Source organism: Algoriphagus pacificus (assembly GCF_017254845.1).
Classification (GTDB): Bacteria; Bacteroidota; Bacteroidia; order Cytophagales; family Cyclobacteriaceae; genus Algoriphagus; species Algoriphagus pacificus.
Genome location: NZ_JAFKCU010000003.1, coordinates 724155 through 741554, shown reverse-complemented (window position 1 = coordinate 741554; position 17400 = coordinate 724155). Strand labels below are relative to the sequence as shown.

The 17400-nt window shown below is 36.7% G+C and carries 15 protein-coding genes; 12 read left to right on the top strand and 3 right to left on the bottom strand.

What is annotated here, in order from left to right; genetic code table 11:
- Positions 1-101: 101 nt before the first annotated feature.
- Positions 102-260 (bottom strand): hypothetical protein, encoded by a 159-nt coding sequence (locus J0A69_RS15700; RefSeq protein ID WP_206587546.1) that lies wholly within the window; start codon positions 258-260, stop codon positions 102-104.
- A 24-nt stretch (positions 261-284) separates the two neighbouring features.
- On the opposite strand from J0A69_RS15700, the gene J0A69_RS15695 reads away from it, so the two are divergent.
- The 7 genes from J0A69_RS15695 (at position 285) to J0A69_RS15665 (ending at position 12361) form a co-directional block, all read left to right on the top strand.
- Positions 285-755: a JAB domain-containing protein gene (locus J0A69_RS15695; RefSeq protein WP_206587545.1), complete on the top strand. Its 471-nt coding sequence runs from the start codon at positions 285-287 to the stop codon at positions 753-755.
- Between the two features lie 674 nt (positions 756-1429).
- A complete protein-coding gene (locus tag J0A69_RS15690; protein WP_206587544.1) occupies positions 1430-4582 on the top strand; it encodes an RHS repeat domain-containing protein in 3153 nt (1050 codons plus the stop codon).
- Positions 4583-4692: 110 nt separating this feature from the next.
- Positions 4693-5055: a hypothetical protein gene (locus tag J0A69_RS15685; RefSeq protein ID WP_206587543.1), complete on the top strand. Its 363-nt coding sequence runs from the start codon at positions 4693-4695 to the stop codon at positions 5053-5055.
- Positions 5052-9272: a DUF6443 domain-containing protein gene (locus J0A69_RS15680; RefSeq protein WP_206587542.1), complete on the top strand. Its 4221-nt coding sequence runs from the start codon at positions 5052-5054 to the stop codon at positions 9270-9272. Before J0A69_RS15685 ends, J0A69_RS15680 begins: the two co-directional genes overlap by 4 nt.
- Before the next feature lie 884 nt (positions 9273-10156).
- Positions 10157-10873: a hypothetical protein gene (locus tag J0A69_RS15675; RefSeq protein WP_206587541.1), complete on the top strand. Its 717-nt coding sequence runs from the start codon at positions 10157-10159 to the stop codon at positions 10871-10873.
- 14 nt (positions 10874-10887) lie between these two features.
- Positions 10888-11304 (top strand): hypothetical protein, encoded by a 417-nt coding sequence (locus J0A69_RS15670; protein WP_206587540.1) that lies wholly within the window; start codon positions 10888-10890, stop codon positions 11302-11304.
- A gap of 586 nt (positions 11305-11890) precedes the next feature.
- Positions 11891-12361: a JAB domain-containing protein gene (locus tag J0A69_RS15665; RefSeq protein WP_206587539.1), complete on the top strand. Its 471-nt coding sequence runs from the start codon at positions 11891-11893 to the stop codon at positions 12359-12361.
- A 99-nt stretch (positions 12362-12460) separates the two neighbouring features.
- Here J0A69_RS15665 and J0A69_RS22600 read toward each other — a convergent pair whose 3' ends face one another.
- Positions 12461-12667: a Fic family protein gene (locus J0A69_RS22600; protein ID WP_317194877.1), complete on the bottom strand. Its 207-nt coding sequence runs from the start codon at positions 12665-12667 to the stop codon at positions 12461-12463.
- Positions 12667-12987 carry a RhuM family protein gene (rhuM, locus tag J0A69_RS22595; RefSeq protein ID WP_236032952.1) on the bottom strand — a complete coding sequence of 107 codons (321 nt, stop codon included), beginning with the start codon at positions 12985-12987 and terminating at the stop codon, positions 12667-12669. The genes J0A69_RS22600 and rhuM overlap by 1 nt, the downstream gene beginning before the upstream one ends.
- Before the next feature lie 297 nt (positions 12988-13284).
- Here rhuM and J0A69_RS15655 point away from each other — a divergent pair, with 297 nt between their 5' ends.
- From J0A69_RS15655 to J0A69_RS15635, 5 genes are all read left to right on the top strand, one after another.
- A complete protein-coding gene (locus tag J0A69_RS15655) occupies positions 13285-13905 on the top strand; it encodes a hypothetical protein (protein WP_206587538.1) in 621 nt (206 codons plus the stop codon).
- Between the two features lie 119 nt (positions 13906-14024).
- Positions 14025-14210 (top strand): DUF4172 domain-containing protein, encoded by a 186-nt coding sequence (locus tag J0A69_RS22590; protein WP_236032909.1) that lies wholly within the window; start codon positions 14025-14027, stop codon positions 14208-14210.
- A gap of 529 nt (positions 14211-14739) precedes the next feature.
- A complete protein-coding gene (locus tag J0A69_RS15645; RefSeq protein WP_206587537.1) occupies positions 14740-15201 on the top strand; it encodes a putative quinol monooxygenase in 462 nt (153 codons plus the stop codon).
- A 6-nt stretch (positions 15202-15207) separates the two neighbouring features.
- Positions 15208-16401, top strand: a complete 1194-nt coding sequence (locus tag J0A69_RS15640) for an MBL fold metallo-hydrolase (protein WP_206587536.1) — start codon at positions 15208-15210, stop codon at positions 16399-16401.
- Between the two features lie 22 nt (positions 16402-16423).
- Positions 16424-17323: a helix-turn-helix domain-containing protein gene (locus tag J0A69_RS15635; RefSeq protein ID WP_206587535.1), complete on the top strand. Its 900-nt coding sequence runs from the start codon at positions 16424-16426 to the stop codon at positions 17321-17323.
- The last annotated feature ends 77 nt before the right edge of the window (positions 17324-17400 follow it).

The following is a 17400-nucleotide window of genomic DNA, read 5'->3' as shown; positions in this document are numbered from 1 at the left end:
ACCCGAGTTTGATTTAAATTGATTTTTTGAATTAGTGTCATCCATTAATTCTGGTTTGTTAAAACTGAATACTGTTTATAATCGGTTGATCGTCATAAAATTTATTCCTGTTCTGGTCCTTTGAATTCCTCAGAAAAATAGATCAAGGGGCTCTGGGCAACCTGAAGCTTCCGGCATAAAGCCGTTTGCTTCGCCTCACTTTTTATTCCTTTTCCTTCAGGTCTTTGTCGCCCCAGATCTGGAGATGCTTCATAATTCATTGTTCCACAAAAACGAAAAAGATTATGGAGACTACCGAAAGAAAAATTGATTTAGGTATCGTAGCTGAAATACAGTTGAGCTACAGTAACAGGGTTAAAACAAGTCAAAGACCCAAGGTGACCTGTTCCAGACAGGTATATGAAGTATTGGTAGAATCCTGGGATAAAGGAAGCTTGGACTTTGTCGAGCACTTCAAAGTGATGCTATTGAACCGTGCCAATAGGGTTTTGGGAATGGTGACCATCTCAACGGGTGGAACTGCCGGTACCGTGGTGGATATCAAGTTGATCCTTGCTACTGCCATCAAGGCAAATGCTTCTTCAATGATTTTAAGCCATAACCATCCTTCCGGTAATCTGATGCCTTCAGAACAGGATAAAAGATTAACCAATCGAGTTAAAGATGCCGGTAAACTACTGGATATTCCGGTATTGGATCATGTGATCGTTACCTCAGAAGGATACTTTTCCTTTGCTGATGAAGGAGTCCTATAGGGACTCTTTTTTTATAATTTCAGAAATTAATAATCACTTGAATTATAATTGGTTGCAATCAATCAGAATGCTGATTTTTTAATTAATTTTTTTTGAGAATCAATTCAAAAAACTGGATTTATGATGCCTAAAAATGAAATGGATTTTCAGTTAATCACTCCCTAAAAGATTCAAAAAACCTCAAATTTTGTTGAAATATTTTTTGAGGGAATTGGATTTGAAATTTATTTTAAAATTTTTTTGTTGAAACATAATTTTTTTTGATTTCATCAAAAAACCATTTCCATATTTTATTTGGTTGTGTATACATTTAATAGTTCAAAATCTGGTCAATTTGAGGCTTTTTTTAGCGGTTTCTTTCCAGTTTGAGATAGTTAAATCCTAAACTGATTTTTTTAATTTTTTACTATCAAATAGGTCAAATTCTTAATATGAAATTGAGAAAGTAGATAAAATTTTGTATTTCATATATTCTTTGTAAACACTTTATAACAAAATAATATTTTGATAATCAATAAAAATGAATAATGAAATACCCAGTATTGGGTATTGTTCGGAATATTTAAAAAATTCTCATTTGTGGAAATTTTGTAGCCCAAATGAGAAAATCTTTACTTCTATTTCGTAGTCTGATTTTAGTGTTTTTATTGAATTTTTTTCATTTCCAAACTTGCTTGGCCCAGCTGCCTTCAGATGTCGCAGCGCAGGTTCAAAAGAATACACCTAAGTCAGCCCAAAATTCACCCAACGCTGCAGGAATTCAGAAGTATGGTGATTTTAATGTGAATCTTTATACAGGAATTCCAGACATCAGCATTCCTATTTTTGAAATAGATGCAGGATCAATAAAGGTTCCAATTGTATTAACCTATCATGCAGGAGGTATAAGATACACAGACAAAGCTTCTTGGGTAGGCTTAGGATGGTCCATTCAAGCAGGAGGACAGGTAACCAGAACAGTTAACGGTAAGCCAGATGAATTGAATTTTTTGTCCATTACCAATGATTACAATGTAGATCCGTTTAATTTTTGCGCAAATTTTAACTACAAGGAACTTACTGCCACAGGAACCAATGACAGAGAGCCGGATCTTTTTTCCTATAATTATCCAGGGGCAAGTGGAAGGTTTGTTTTAAGACAGGGTGGGCAAGCTCCATTGCTATTTCCAGAAAGTGCAATCAAACTTGTAAGGAATCCAAATTACTTTGACATCACGGATACCGAGGGGTTGATGTACCGTTTTGGGGCTGATTGGAACGGTCAAAGTGGAAATCAGGAGTTATTAAGTAGCTCATCGGGTTCTATTTATACATCAGCTATTTCGACTTGGTATCTTCAAGAGATAAAAACCCAGAATTCTGATGATTATGTGACGTTTAATTACCAAGATTTGGGGACCATCAATACATCAGAGATTGAAACCAACATAACCTTGATGGATGAATGCAATACAGGTGATGCTACTTTACTTCCATGCAGTTCCTACAGCCCAGTCACTACATTTGTTTCAACTTCAAGCTCAATTTCCCAACTGGCTTTGGACACGATTTTTTTCAAAACTGGTATGGTGCGATTTGTTTTGGGAGCTGCACGAACCGATTTGCCAGGAAGCCCTAATGTGGAGCGATTAAGTAAGATTGAAATTTATTCAAAACTCAATGGACAATATTCTTTGGAAAAAACATTCGTCTTGCTCAATTCAGGGAATTTCAAATTGGCATCCAATAATTCTGATGTACGCCTAAAGTTGGATGGACTGGAAGTTCGGGATGCTTCTAATACCTTAATTAATAAATATAATTTCACCTATCAGACTACAACTTTTTCTTGGGATGCTGTCCAGGGTTCTAATCAAAGAGATCACTTTGGGTTTTTCAATGGGAAATTCAACAATTCAAATTTAATTCCATTCGAGACTGTACAATACCAGGCAAACAGTGGAACAGGTTTGACTACCATCCCAATTGGAGGGGCTAATAGGGATACAGATACTACCTTTTATAAACAGGGAGTACTTAAGAGAATTACATTTCCCACTGGCGGATATACAGAGTTTGAGTTTGAGCCACATAAATATTCAGATGGTGGAGTCACGAAATATGGTGCTGGTCTTAGAATCAAGAAAATTATCAAGAATGATGGGCAAAACAGCTACAGTACCTTATACAGGTATGGAAACAATGACGACGGGTTTGGACATAAAAACTTTGATGTTCGAAACTTCCATTATTTAACTACCCAATATAAAAGAGACTTAACCAGTGGTGGACAAAGTCAAAGACAGTTTAGGGTTAGATCCTGGGTTTCTAATTCTGTTGTTGGTCCCGGCTATGATGACAGTCCTGTGGTTTATACCAGGATATCTGAATATGCTAATGGTACAACTGCAAACGGGAAAACAATCTATGAATTTGATAACAATACCTTGATTCCTGACGGTGTATTTACTGTCCAATATTCAAATAAAACCTGGAGAAACAGGAAAAGTTGGGAGAGGGGAAAGTTGACCAAAGTCCTAAAATATGACAACCTCAATGCCTTGAAGGAGGTGACTACTAAAACCTACACGAAGTTTAAAGGGCAGACCTTAAATATCGAGCAGGCTGGGGCTCAGGTCATTATTGGAGAGGAAATTGGAGGCTTTTTTTACTATTGCCCGGGTACAGGAGGGGGGTATCCATACGATGGACATAGATATATGATTGCTACACTTACTCAGAATGCTGGGGTCTATCTCGAAACTTCTTCCAAACAGACGCTTTATTATGGATCTGACTCTGTTGAAAACCTAACTACTCGCGATTTTCACCCGACATATCTCAAAACCAGTTATGAGGAAAACAGCACCTTGCCCAATCCCCAATCAATAAGGAATGTAACCAGATATAACTATGATATTGTAAATGTAAATACAACTTATACAGGTTATCCTGAAGCGCTTCGCCAGTTGCTGTTGAAAAATATTCTGACACCTGTTGAGCAGTATACTCAAGTACGTGAGGTTTCTAAATCCAATGTTATTGTGGCCGGTCAGGTTACTAACTATAGTCTTGTTTCAGGTACAAACTGGTACCTGCCTTCACAAGCATACTTTTTGGAAACTGCTTCTCCAATTCTAACCTCAGCCTATTCCGTAGTTGCCACTTCTGGTACCAATTCTCTGACGAGGGACTCAAGATATAAACTTAGGATGTCCATGACTGGATATGACTCAAGAGGAAATCTTATACAATACAACCTTTCAGATGGAAGCACTCATGCTATTCTTTATGGGTATGAGGGAGAATATGTTGTTGCTGAAGCCAGTAATACCACTTTTGGAAATATTGCCTACACCTCATTTGAGACATCAGAAAAAGGAGGATGGACTTATGCAGGGGTAGAATCTCCGGTTATGCCGGGTGAGGCTAAATCGGGCAATAAAGTATATCTTCTAAATAACGGTCAGATCAGCAAATCGGTAACTGGAACTTATAAGCTTAGTTTTTGGATGAGGAGGAATTCAGGAACAGCAGGTACTCTGACAATCAATGGCACCGCATATACAGGAACAATTGACAATACATGGCGACTGGTTGAAGTAAGTGGAACAGGAAGTATAACTATCAGTGGGTCTGGGACAATTGTAGATGAGTTAAGGGTTCATCCTACCATGAGTCAAATGACTACTTATACTCACCGTCCTTTAGTAGGAATAGGATCTCAATTAGACCCAAGAAACCAGGGGATATTCTACAAATATGATCCATACGGAAGGTTGGAAACGGTGTCCAATGATCTTGGACATGTTTTAAAGCATTACGAATACACCTTCGTCAAATATTAATCCGAACTGCAATGAAATACTTTATACTACTAATTCTACTGGGATTTACCATACCAAGTTTTGCCCAGGTAATCACTCAAAGTGATAGTCTATTTAAAGGAGACCAAAAAATGTTTGGTATTTGGAAATATGACCTTCCCAACCAAAAACTAGAAGGGCCTATCGGAAAAAGTTTTCAACCAGATGAAGCTGGGATTAAGGAGGAGAAGCAGTTTTGGAAAAAAACAGAATCCTGGATTTGCCACCTCAGAGAAGATAAAAGCTATTTGAAGGTTTGGTACGAGAGTGGAATTATAAATCAACAGGTGGGTACATGGTTCTTTGATGAAAATGCCATGACATTAACGCTAAATTTTGAGAATAGAGATATTTTATATGAGATTACCTTTAAAGAGCAAGGACAACTATGGAGGCCACTGAATAAAGATCAAGAAGATTTTAATGTATTATTCTTAAAACTTTTAGGATCATGAAGCCATTTTTTACACTACTAATTGTCCTAATTTACTTTCAGACAGTACAGGCACAGATAGTTTCCTCATCTGCCTGCACTACTGTTATCCCTTCTGCGGCATCGGAGACCCTAACTTCGAGCAACTCTGTAAACTTGACTGCAAAGGTGGCGCCTTCTGGTTTTACATACAGATGGTTTGATACCGACGGTGTTTCTCTTATGTCCAGCAGCCAGATATTAAGTACACCTATAATTACTTCTTCTCGCTTGTTTTATTTGGCATATTATCATACTTCAACTGGCTGTCTCACGACAAAGGTGCCTGTATGGGTATATTTATATCCGGAAAACCTGAATTGGGTTAGGGAGTACAATTCAAGAGATACACTGACAAATGGCTTTTCACTGAGAGGTTCTTTACAAAAGATTTCCTATAAATCCACCAATTATCACGATGGGTTGGGTAGATCAGTTCAGACAGTCCAACTTTCTGCTTCGACTGATGGATCTGATGTAATCGGAAGCCTAGCTTTTGATGCCCTAGGTAGACAATATCGGGATTATTTGCCATTCCCAAATAACGACTCTGGGACCAAAGGAAAATTCCGGACCAATGCAGCTTCTTTAAACTCTACCTACTATACATCTGCATACAGTGATTCCAAAGGCTATGCAGATAAAACCTTTGAGTCCTCTCCTTTAAACCGCGTGATCAAACAGGGTGTTCCAGGAACCGCCTGGACAGGAAAGGATATCCAAATCAATGAGATGACCAATTCGGCAACCGAAGAGGTGCGAATCTGGACTCTGGATGGATCCGGTTTACCGGTTACCTCAGCCAATTATGCAACAGGAACTTTGACAAAAACAGAGGTTTTTGATGAAGACCTGCGTCGGGTAATTGAATACAAAGACAAACTGGGAAGATTGATTTTAAAGAAAGTTCAGGAATCAGGGAGCCCATCTATTACCCATACAGGCTGGCTATGCACCTATTATATATATGATTCCTTTGGACGTTTACGCGTGGTAATGCCTCCTAAAGCTGTTTATGAAATAATTACAAATGGTCAAAGTTCAACCGCTACCACAATACGTGATGGTTTGTATTACCTCTATGCTTACGATGAGCGAGGAAGACAAATTAGTAAAAAGCTTCCAGACAAAGGGATAGAGGAAATGGTTTATGATCTCCAGGATCGTTTGGTAGCTTATCGGGATGCCAATTTAATGGCTCAGGGAAAATGGCTTTATTCCAAATACGATGCTTTGGGAAGGGAAGTAATGACCGGGCTGGTTACGAATTCTGCAACCCTTGCTTCACTACAAGCTACAATCAATACATTGGGAGGCAATAATGCTGTAATCAATGCTACCTCTGGTAAAACGGGAACTACCAATGCAGGGGGTTTTCCTAGAACTGTAGATGGAGGTGAAGGACAAGTGTTGACTGTGAATTATTTTGATAATTACAATTTCAGAAAGGGTACGCTGACTTATTCTAAACCAAATGCGTCATACCACGATCAAACGACCAAAACCCATGGATTACTTACTGGGAAACTGGTTCGTAATCTTGAAAACAACACTTTGTATGAAACAGCCATATATTATGATGATTTGGGAAGATTGATTCAAACTTATGAAGATCATCATTTAAGTGGGACTATAAGGGCATCTTCTCGATATGACTTTGAAAACAAGCCAATTGAGACAATTACACTATTAACTTCACCGGGTAGCCAGACTATTACCAGAAATTACACATATAACAATGCAGGCTTATTGACCTCCATTACCCATAAAATCAATTCAGATCCAGCGGTTACTTTGGTTAATTTCCAATATGATCAATTAGGTATGCTGACTAATAAAACATTTCCTATAGCTGGTAATGCAGCTATGAGTTATACCTATAATATCAGAGGATGGCTAAAGCGAATTAACAATCCTCAAACTAGCAATGGCTCAGATAAAGTATTTGCTCAGGAGTTATTTTATGAATCTGGAGGTACTTCTCCACAATACAATGGAAATATATCAAGGGCTGAATGGAGAGGGCAAGATGATACCAAAAGAATATATGATTATACATATGATGCTGCCAATAGAATTAAGACAGCGAATTATACCGTGCCAACTATCACTTCTCAAAACGGACGATATAATCTAGGTTATATTAACTATGATGCTAATGGTAACATTACAACTTTGCAGAGAGTCAACCAACAAACTGCGAGTATCTGGGCACTTGTGGATAATCTGGCATATACTTATGCGACGCATAGCAACAAACTTAGCAATGTCAATGATAATCAACCTACCAACACTTATATTTCAAAAGATTTCAAAAACCTTGGTACTACTAGTTATTCTTATGATAATAATGGAAATCTGACAGCAAATTCGGATAAGGACATTACATCTGTTTCTTATAATCATCTCAACCTTCCTAAAACCATTACTTTTTCCGGTACCAATAAAAAGATTGACTACTGGTATAACGCTGAAGGTGTAAAGGTTCGTCAGGTCAATACAGATGGGGCAACCATAAAAACGATCGATTACCTAGGGGAATTCGTATTTGAAAACAGTGCTATTTCTTATTTGATACACGAAGAAGGCCGCGCATCCTATGAAAGTTCAGCTTTTCAGTATGAATTCTTTATCAAAGATCACCTGGGGAATGTGAGACAGGTAGTTAGGGCTCCACTATCTGGAGCCAGAATAGCAACTATGGAACCAGAGAATGCCGAAGATGAGGAGAAATTATTCAAAAACATCAAGGAATCAAGGCAAGGTTCGGCTGAGCATAACAAAACTCCGGGGGGGTATGCTACAGCTTGGCTAAATGCTGATAGAGGTAGGATTTTGGGGCCATCCAGAAGCCAAGAGGTACAGCTAGGAGATAGTATAGAATTGGGTGTATTTGGTAAATATGTAGACCCAAGACGGTTCAGACTGAGTCCCGCTACCTTCGTCAAGACTGGAATGGACAAGAAATTGATCCAGCAATTGACTGAATATGGACAGAACTTGTCCTCTGGTCCCAATGAAGTTGCGATTGCTAATATCATTGCCTTAGTAGTTACCAATCTCAAACAAAAACCTGTTCCAGAGGCGTATATGGGCTATGCTTTGTATGACGCAGATAGCAATTTATATGAACAGGGAAAAGTTTTACTAAGTAAGAAGTCAAGAAACAAACATGAGGAACTGGTCCAGAAAATAGCTGTCAAGAAAGACGGTTATATAGAGGCTTATTTGGTCAATGAAACTAATGATAATGTATGGTTTGACCAGTTTAGAATACTAAGTACAGGGCCTCTGATTGTCCAGGAAACTCATTATGACCCTTGGGGAGTGGAACTTTCAGGGCTGGGCTATCAATATGGTGGTATCAAAGTGAATCCATACCTTTATAATGGTAAGGAGGCAAACGGCCACTTAGGTGTAAATTTATATGATTTTGGAGCCAGAATGTATGACCCTGCGATTGGTAGGTGGTTTGTTTTGGATCCGATGGCTGAAAAAATGACTCGACATTCTCCCTATAATTACGCTTTTGACAACCCTATCAGATTTATAGATCCAGATGGAACGGAACCTTATTCTATCCTAGGTGGCATTGTACCATCTGGTGAGAGTATGAGTTTATTTGATGATGAATATAAAAAGTTTGATAAGCCTAATCCAGATGAGGATCTGATTAGATGCATTTGTCAAGATTCAGATAAAAGCAAGCTATATGAAGGAAGTACCTTGCCTGAAGTTACAGTAACTGCATCCAAAATTGAATCTAATTATGAGGTAATATCTTCAATTGTTAAAGCAACGGATAGCGCATTTAACAATTCTTTAGATGGGATGAAATCAAGTTCAAATAATTTAAAAGGATTTGGTTTAAGACTTTCGCTTGCTGCTACAACATTAACTGGCTATGATGCTTATAACGAGTATAGGGATGGAGGAGTTAGAAATATAAGTGTTGAAAATATTACTGGTTTTACACTAGGTTTTACCGGAATTTCTTCAACAATACTTCAAAGATTGGGTTTCGGTACAGGGGTTGTAGGTAGAATAGCAGGGTGGGCTGGACTTGGTTATCAATCCTTAGATATTCAATATTCTTTCTACAAATCTATGAATGATTTGAAGTATGCTCCAAATTATATAGATCAAAATGGAATACCTTATTATGGAAATAATGAGTTTAATTGGGATGAAGATTTTTAATTGAATAACTATGTTTTATAATATTTGGGCAGATTGCATAAAAAGAGTCAGCTTAAAAGAAAATAATGAGAATAAGGTCATAAGAACATCTTTGATTATTATGAGCTTTTTGTTGGCATGTAATTTTTTTGTAATTATGATGTTAATTCAAAAATTCTTCGATATTTTTTTCTATGAAATCAATTTTACTTATTTTTCAGATTTCGTTAATTATATTTTAATGTTGATTATATTGTATTTTTTACCAGCATTAATGGTTAATTTAATATATTTATATTATAATATAGATAATTTAAAAATTAGTATTAAAAATAGTGCTTTTAATGGGAGTTATATATTAAAATATACCTTACTTTCTATATTTGGACCTTTAATAGTTCTGTGGATTATTTGGGTATATTATATATTTTAATATTTATTAAATTTAAAAATAGACATAAATAAAGATGAGTATATTTAGGCTTTGTTGTCAAAAAACTAGTGAAAATGTATGATTAGATCAATTTGTCGTAACAAGCATAGTTCAATAGATCATCAGGGAGACACATTTTGATCCTTAAGGAGTGAAACTTTCAAGGCTGGGTTACAAATATGATGGTATCAAAGTGAATCCATGTCTTAATAATAAAGACTGAGCGTTAAGAAATGATCCCTTTTGATCATTTTAGCATAGAGCCAGCATGGAGTACGGGAATCAAACGGCCAGGCGTTAATTTATATGATTTTGGAGCCAGGATTTATAGCCTGTCCCGATAGCGAAGCGTATCCGGAATCCTGCGATTGGTAGGTGGTTTGTATCGGATCCACTTACAGAAAAGGCTAGAAGACAGAGCCCTTATAATTATGCACTGAATAATCCTTTAATATTTATAGATCTGGATGGGATGGAGGCGTATTCAGTGATGGGCGGAATTAATGTTGATGGGTATTTAGCCCCTGAAGACGTAAACATGCCAATTTCCCCAAATGGCGGAGGGAAAGAAATCCAGAGAAGAAATGCCGAACGAGCAAAACAACAACAAGATTTAAGAAATAGAGTAAATAATGAAATACGGCAAAAGGCAGGTCTGAGGATAAATGAAAATATAGCTTCAAGTATGACCCTTCCAGAAAGATCTCTACCAAATTTAATGCTAGAGGAAAGAGCTCAAAACCATGGAAGTGATTTAATAAATCCAAGCGGTGGAGCATTAAGAGGGCAGGATGCTTATGGGAGTGGACACTTTGGAGCCTCTCGAGATGGAGGTGGCAGGAAGCATATGGGTATTGATATATTAACTACAGTGGGGCAAAATTTGGTGTCCCCGGTTACAGGTAGTGCTGTGAATTATACTGGGGCTACCTCTGGAACGCCTATGATCGATATCACACCTTCTAACTCGACCGTAGGTATTGATAAGGTACGAATATTATATGTTAATATTCCTTCCGGTGAGAATCCATGGAAAAAATATAATGTTACAGATGGGCAAACAATAATTGGTACAGCTGCTAATTTAGGTACATTAGGTTACTCTAAAGGTATAACTCCACACATTCATCTACAGATAATGGTAAAAGGGAATTGGGTTGATCCAACTCCATATTTCTTTGGACGATAATTTATAATTTAACTATGAAGATAAGTTTTAATTTGATTTTATTGATATTTCTATTTAATAATAGAACTTGCTCCCAAAATATTAAAAAAGATTTAATAGGCCATTGGTTGTATATAGGGACAGAGGAAATAAAAAAAGAGGAGATTGAATGTCCTGACCTTTTGGTATTGAACAAAAATGGAAATTACTCTATACTAAATGATTGCTATGGAAGTGAAATTGAAAATCCAATAGTTGAGCAAGGTCAATGGACATTTGATTCTAAAGAAAATATAATATTACTAACAAATAGAAAGTTTTTTGGAGATTATATGTTTCATGATTCTATTCCAATACTACAATTGTATGTAAAGGTGAGTACAGGTAAACTATTAAAAATTTGTTTTGACAGAAAGGAGTGTGTATTGGAGAAGTACGAGAATATTTTTTGATCTGATAAAGATTATTAATGGGTACACAAATCAACAACAATTCATGATTAACATTTTGAATGGATCTAAATTATCTTAAAATATAGTTAATCCAGTTGGGGCAACTTCAAGTGATGAATGAAACATAATTAAAGAAGTTGGGTTGTTTAAAATACTGCGGTTTCCGCAGTTTTTTTCATTTTAAGGATATAAAAATCCCATCAAAAATTTTAAACACCATAGATGTTTAATTGGCCCCTAAGGGCAAATATGAATGAATTTTAAATTCCTCGAAACTATTGAAATTAATTCAAAATAAACCTTTACTTTTCTTGTTTGGTTTTCCTTCAATAAAACACTATAAACAAGTGTTCAATCTTGTTCTACCCAGTTCAAATTTATTACAAGAAAATTCTAATTCTGGGTTATTCCTTTTCTGGTCCTTTGAATTCCTCAGAAAATTAGATCGAGGGCTCTGAGCAACCTGAAGCTTCCGGCATAAAGCCGTTTGCTTCGCTTCACTTTTTATTCCTTTTCCTTCAGGTCTTTGTCGCCCTAGATCTGGGGATGCTTCATAATTCATTGTTCCACAAAAACGAAAAAGATTATGGAGACTTCCGAAAGAAAAATTGATTTAGGTATCGTAGCTGAAATACAGTTGAGCTACAGTAACACGGTTAAAGCAAGTCAAAAACCCAAGGTGGCCTGTTCCAGACAGGTGTATGAAGTCTTGGTTGAATCCTGGGATAAAGGAAGCTTGGACTTTGTCGAGCACTTCAAAGTGATGCTTCTGAACCGTGCCAATAGGGTATTGGGAGTCTGTACCCTTTCAAAGGGAGGAACTACCGGTACCGTAGTAGATTGTAAACTGGTTTTTGCCACTGCACTAAAAGCCTGTGCCCAATCGATCATTGTCAGCCATAACCATCCTTCCGGTAATCTGATGCCTTCAGAACAGGATAAAAGATTGACCAGAAGATTAGTGGAAGTTGGCAAGGCACTCGATCTTCCTGTACTGGATCATGTAATCGTTACTTCCGAAGGATATTTCTCTTTCGCAGACGATGGGGAGCTTTGAGCTCCCCATTAGATAAATTTTTTTCTTTTTAAACCATGGGTTCATAGTTTACTGATTGATTCTAATTATTTCTATTTAAAACACTAATCACCAATTTCTTTACCGTTTCCATTTTCCCGACATTCGCAGGGACAGGCTTTCAGGTTTACTGGAAGCGATGAATAATCTCAAGCTTGCAAACCCATCATTGCTGATTATTGAAATTCCTTTCTTGTCATTCAGCAATTCATTGGATTGTAAAAAGAGTAGAAAACAGGCAGCAGCAATTCGTTTGTTTCCATCAACAAATGCATGATTCTTTACAATTAAATATAGGAGTGTGGCCGCTTTTTCCTCAAAGGTAGGATAGAAGTCCTTCTCACCCTAGCCTTTGCTGATCTGTGAAACTTCGCTTTCAAAACTTCCATCGTTTTCTTTCCAAATACCCCGGATTCAAAATAAGATATCATAGCCTGAATCACTTCTTGATAGTACTTCAATTCGGGAAATATTACCTGCCTTTTTGTTAATCCGGTTGCCCATTGGCGGAATTGTGTACCCTTATGAGATTTGACTCTGTAACCCACTGATAGGATTATCGCTAGATTAAAAAATGCTACAGGTTTGTCTGAAGAAGCAATATGCATTTTTTGCATTTTGCTTTTTTCATCCAACTCACCTTCTTTAAATATTTTCTTAAGCTGCCAAGATATAACCGATTGGTCTCTTTGAAAAAGTTCTACAAATTGCTCCTAAGAAAACCATACTGTTTCTTTTTCAAACTTTTCTTCAATTTGAGTTTTGCAATCAATTCCCTGATATATTTCGATATGGTTTTCAATTATAAAATTTTACCCTACAATCAATTCGGAATGCTCATTAAATCTGGTTCTGATTTAATCCGTTTTTAAGTTCAATTTTACCTTAAAATGATCCTTACTTGCATGATTTCCGATAATGATAAAAGTGAAATTAATTTTTTAAATTTATCTATGAGAAAAATTACATTTCTTTTTGGTTTATTCTCCTTGATTGGATGTAGTATGGAACTAGAAAAACCCCTCATGGATCCGTATGGCATATATACTGTAGAATCAATGGTTTCTTCTATTCCAGTAGATTTCAGCGATACAGGTGAGCAAATTACCGAGCATGCTGCTAGTTTTTTAATGTGTGGACCAGGAGAATTTTCAATAGAATGGCGTCTGAATAAACAAACTCCAATTATGGATTTTGATACATTCATGTTTTGGGATTGGTTCAACCCAAAAACAGAGGAGTGGGAAATTATTAAGGGATGTGGTTTTTCGCGTAGGATTGTGAATCAGAAAGAAAATGGCGATTTGGAATTAATGTTTTACGGGGGCGAAGGAGCTTATTCAACAAACCCAAAAAGTTTCCTTAGTCAATTCGAAGTATTAAGCTTGGACTATTTTCCTGAGGATAAATCCATCCGGATGGAGACTCGCCAACAGGTGTATGACTTTTTTACAGAAGAATATGTCGAAACTGAAATCGACTATTTGTTTTACTTTTCAGGACCTGTTTTTCCAATAACAAATTAGTAGGTGTTCCAATAAGATTTCCATGTACTTCTTTCTTAATTTAATTGTGAGAGATAGAAAGCAATTCAATAACTCATACTCCTCGTATTATTGAGCTATAGAAATAATTTCAATAGCTCATGAAATGGATTTGGGAGAGGCCGGATTGGCCAAACTTTACATTTGACGTAGCCGCATTCACACATTTGGAACGTGAATTTCATCGAAATACAGGATTGATTTTAGGTTCGTTTAGTGGTATGTCTTCTGATGATATGGATGAATTGCGGGTCACTTTGTTGAGTAATGAAGCTTTGGATACCTAAAAAATCGAAGGGGAAATATTCGACAGGGATTCCGTCAAGTCATCCATACGTGGCCAGCTCGGATTGCAGACTGATGGAAGAAGGCCTGGCCCTAGGGGAACATGGGCTTCCCGTATGATGGTGGATCTCTACAAAAGTTACAGTGAGCCCATTGTTCGATAGCGTATATTCTTCTGGCATCAAATTCTGATGAATAGAAGGATTGATTTGGAAACCATTGGAGGTTACAGAGTTCGTAAAGATCCAATGCAGATAGTGATGTTACATATCTAGCTTTATATGGAGGAAATACTTCCACTACTTGGACCGAGGTTCTTTCTCAAGAATACTATGATTCGGTTGCGGAAAAGTTAAAGAAATAAAAGCTGATTTCTTTTTGATAAAATCTAGACTAGAGGGAGATCCTAATTTCCCTCAATTTTTTTTTACCGAAAAATCAGTCTTTCGGGTTTGAAATCCTGTAATTTGGGTTGGTTGAATTAGGTTTGATTATCAGAGATTTGTGAAAGATTATATTGATTTATAAACCATGAAAGTTTTCTCACTTCTGATATTTATGCTTATGGTCCAGCACGTTGCGGTTTACTCACAAGATAACGTAGACCAAATACCTGAGGAGAAGTCGAATATAGACTCCACCTTTAATAGCCCTCATCCAGCTGAAAAACATTTGATACGGATTTCAGAGATTGAAATTTTCCCTGAATTCCTTGACGAATATATCTCGATCTTAAAAGAAGAATCCAATGCATCGGTAAATAATGAGCCTGGAGTAATTTCAATATTTCCATTAGTCCAAAAAGAAAACCCAACTCAAATCAGGATTCTGGAATTCTACCAAAATCAAGAAGCCTATCAATCTCATATTGCTTCCGAGCATTTTCAGTATTACAAAAAAAGCACTTTACATATGGTGAAAGAGCTGAAGCTTGTCGATATGAATGTGATAGATCCATCGGCGATGTCTCTTATTTTTCAAAAATTGAAATAATAATAGATGAGTAAGTTTGTGATCGTTTTACTATTGAATTTGGGAGTCGTTTCAACAGGGCTTTCCCAAGAGATTCCAGTTTTTATGAGGATTATTAACCTAAAGGTTGATGCTGGTGACTTATCGAAATTCAAACAGGAATTACTTGAGGATATCAATACTGCTATCGAAAAAGAACCGGGAGTTTTGGAAATTTATGTTGTGCAGGATCAGATCGATTCAACAAAAATTACGGTTATAGAGACTTTTACTTCCAAAGATGCCCATGCGTCCCATCAAACTTCTTCACATTACCTTAGGTTCATGGAAATTGCTGAAGGGATGATTTTAGACATACAGAGTAATGAGGTAGTTCCTTTTTCCCTGGCTTCGAAACTCCAACTTGGTTTGGTAGGCAAAAAAAATATTCAGGCCCGTCCTGCTGCTTCGATTCCTTTTGGAAAGGAAGCTTTTAAAGCCACTGACCTGACGGTGATTAGGTGGCTTGGTAATGCTGGGTTCTTAATCAATAGTCGAGGAACAACCTTTATGATTGATCCATTGATGCAGGGATTTGATATGCCAATTATGATTGATATTCCGATATCTCCACAAAATGTGCCGTCCTTGGATGCTGTATTAATTACCCATTCGGACAATGACCATTTCAGCATTCCTACTTTGAATGTATTAAATCCTAAAACCAAGATTTTCCATTCAACAGTATACGTTGATTCTTTAATGAATAATTTAGGGTTTGGCTCAGAGGGGCACCAGATTGGCGAAGAGTTTCAAATCAATGACGTTGAAGTAAAATTGACTCCTGCAGATCATGATTGGCAGAATTATGTGGAAGGGGCTTCTGATAGAATTTTCAAGAAAGAGGATTCAGCAGGTTTTTGGATAAAGACCAAGGATGGGACTATATGGATGCCAGGAGATTCAAGATTACTTGAGGAGCATTTAGCTATGGATACTCCCGACGCTATTCTTTTTGATTTTTCTGATAGTGAATGGCATTTTACATTTGAGGGAGCTGTGAAATTGGCTAATGCTTATCCTGAAACTCCTCTTATTTTACATCATTGGGGGACGATTGATGCTCCTGACTTTTCACCTTTTAATGGTGATCCGGAAAAACTAAAAAAGGCTATTGTGAATCCCAATCGAATTGTGGTGTTGGCTCCAGGTGAACCATTTGTACTCAAAAGAATTCATTAATTTAAAAAAAGAAGGTGAAGCCATGGAAAAGCAAGAAAATGTCAGGTTAAGAACGGTAAGCCAATTCAATGAGGAAAGAGGTCAAAAAACATTGCATCCTCTAATTACGGTATTGGATCAATCCAAATCTTCTTTGCTTAAACCAACTCAATGGCTCTCTGAATTATACATTATTTTTTACAAGGACAAAAAGTGTAGTGAAGTCAAATATGGAAGGCAGCATTACGATTATCAGGATGGAACCATGATGTTTATTTCCCCAGGTCAGATAATGGGGATTGAGGAGGATGGATTGTATCAACCCAACGGGTGGGCTTTGGCTTTTCACCCTGATTTTCTATTAGGTACTTCACTTAACAAACAGATTTCTGGATATGGCTTCTTTTCCTATCAGGTAAATGAAGCACTTCATCTTTCGGAGATGGAAAGTGAAGTTATTTTTACCTGCTTTCGAAATATTCTGAATGAGTTGTCCCAAAACATTGACACTCATAGTAAGAAACTTGTTGCTAATAATGTTGAATTGCTGTTGAATTATTCCAGCAGGTTTTATGAAAGACAATTCATAACCAGGGAACATGTTTCAATTGGGATTCTTGAAAAATTCGAAAAAAGTCTTTTTGATTATTATCACTCTGATTCGGTTGAAAAAGACGGGTTGCCTACTGTCGGATTTTTCGCCAATGAATTACATCTGTCATCCAATTATTTTGGGGATTTAATCAAAAAGCAAACAGGTAAGTCCGCACGTGAATTCATTCAAGATCGAATCATTGAGATTTCAAAAGATTTGCTTCTGGATAACTCGAATTCAGTAAGTGACGTGGCCTATCAAATCGGATTCAAACACCCGCAACATTTTTCAAGGTTGTTTAAAAGATATACCGGTAAAACTCCGCAGGAATATCAAAATCTCAATTGATTTAAAATTTACCAACTTTTAATTTCTATGGAAATTTCAAAATATTGATTCATAGTTATTTATGCGCTTTGTTTAAA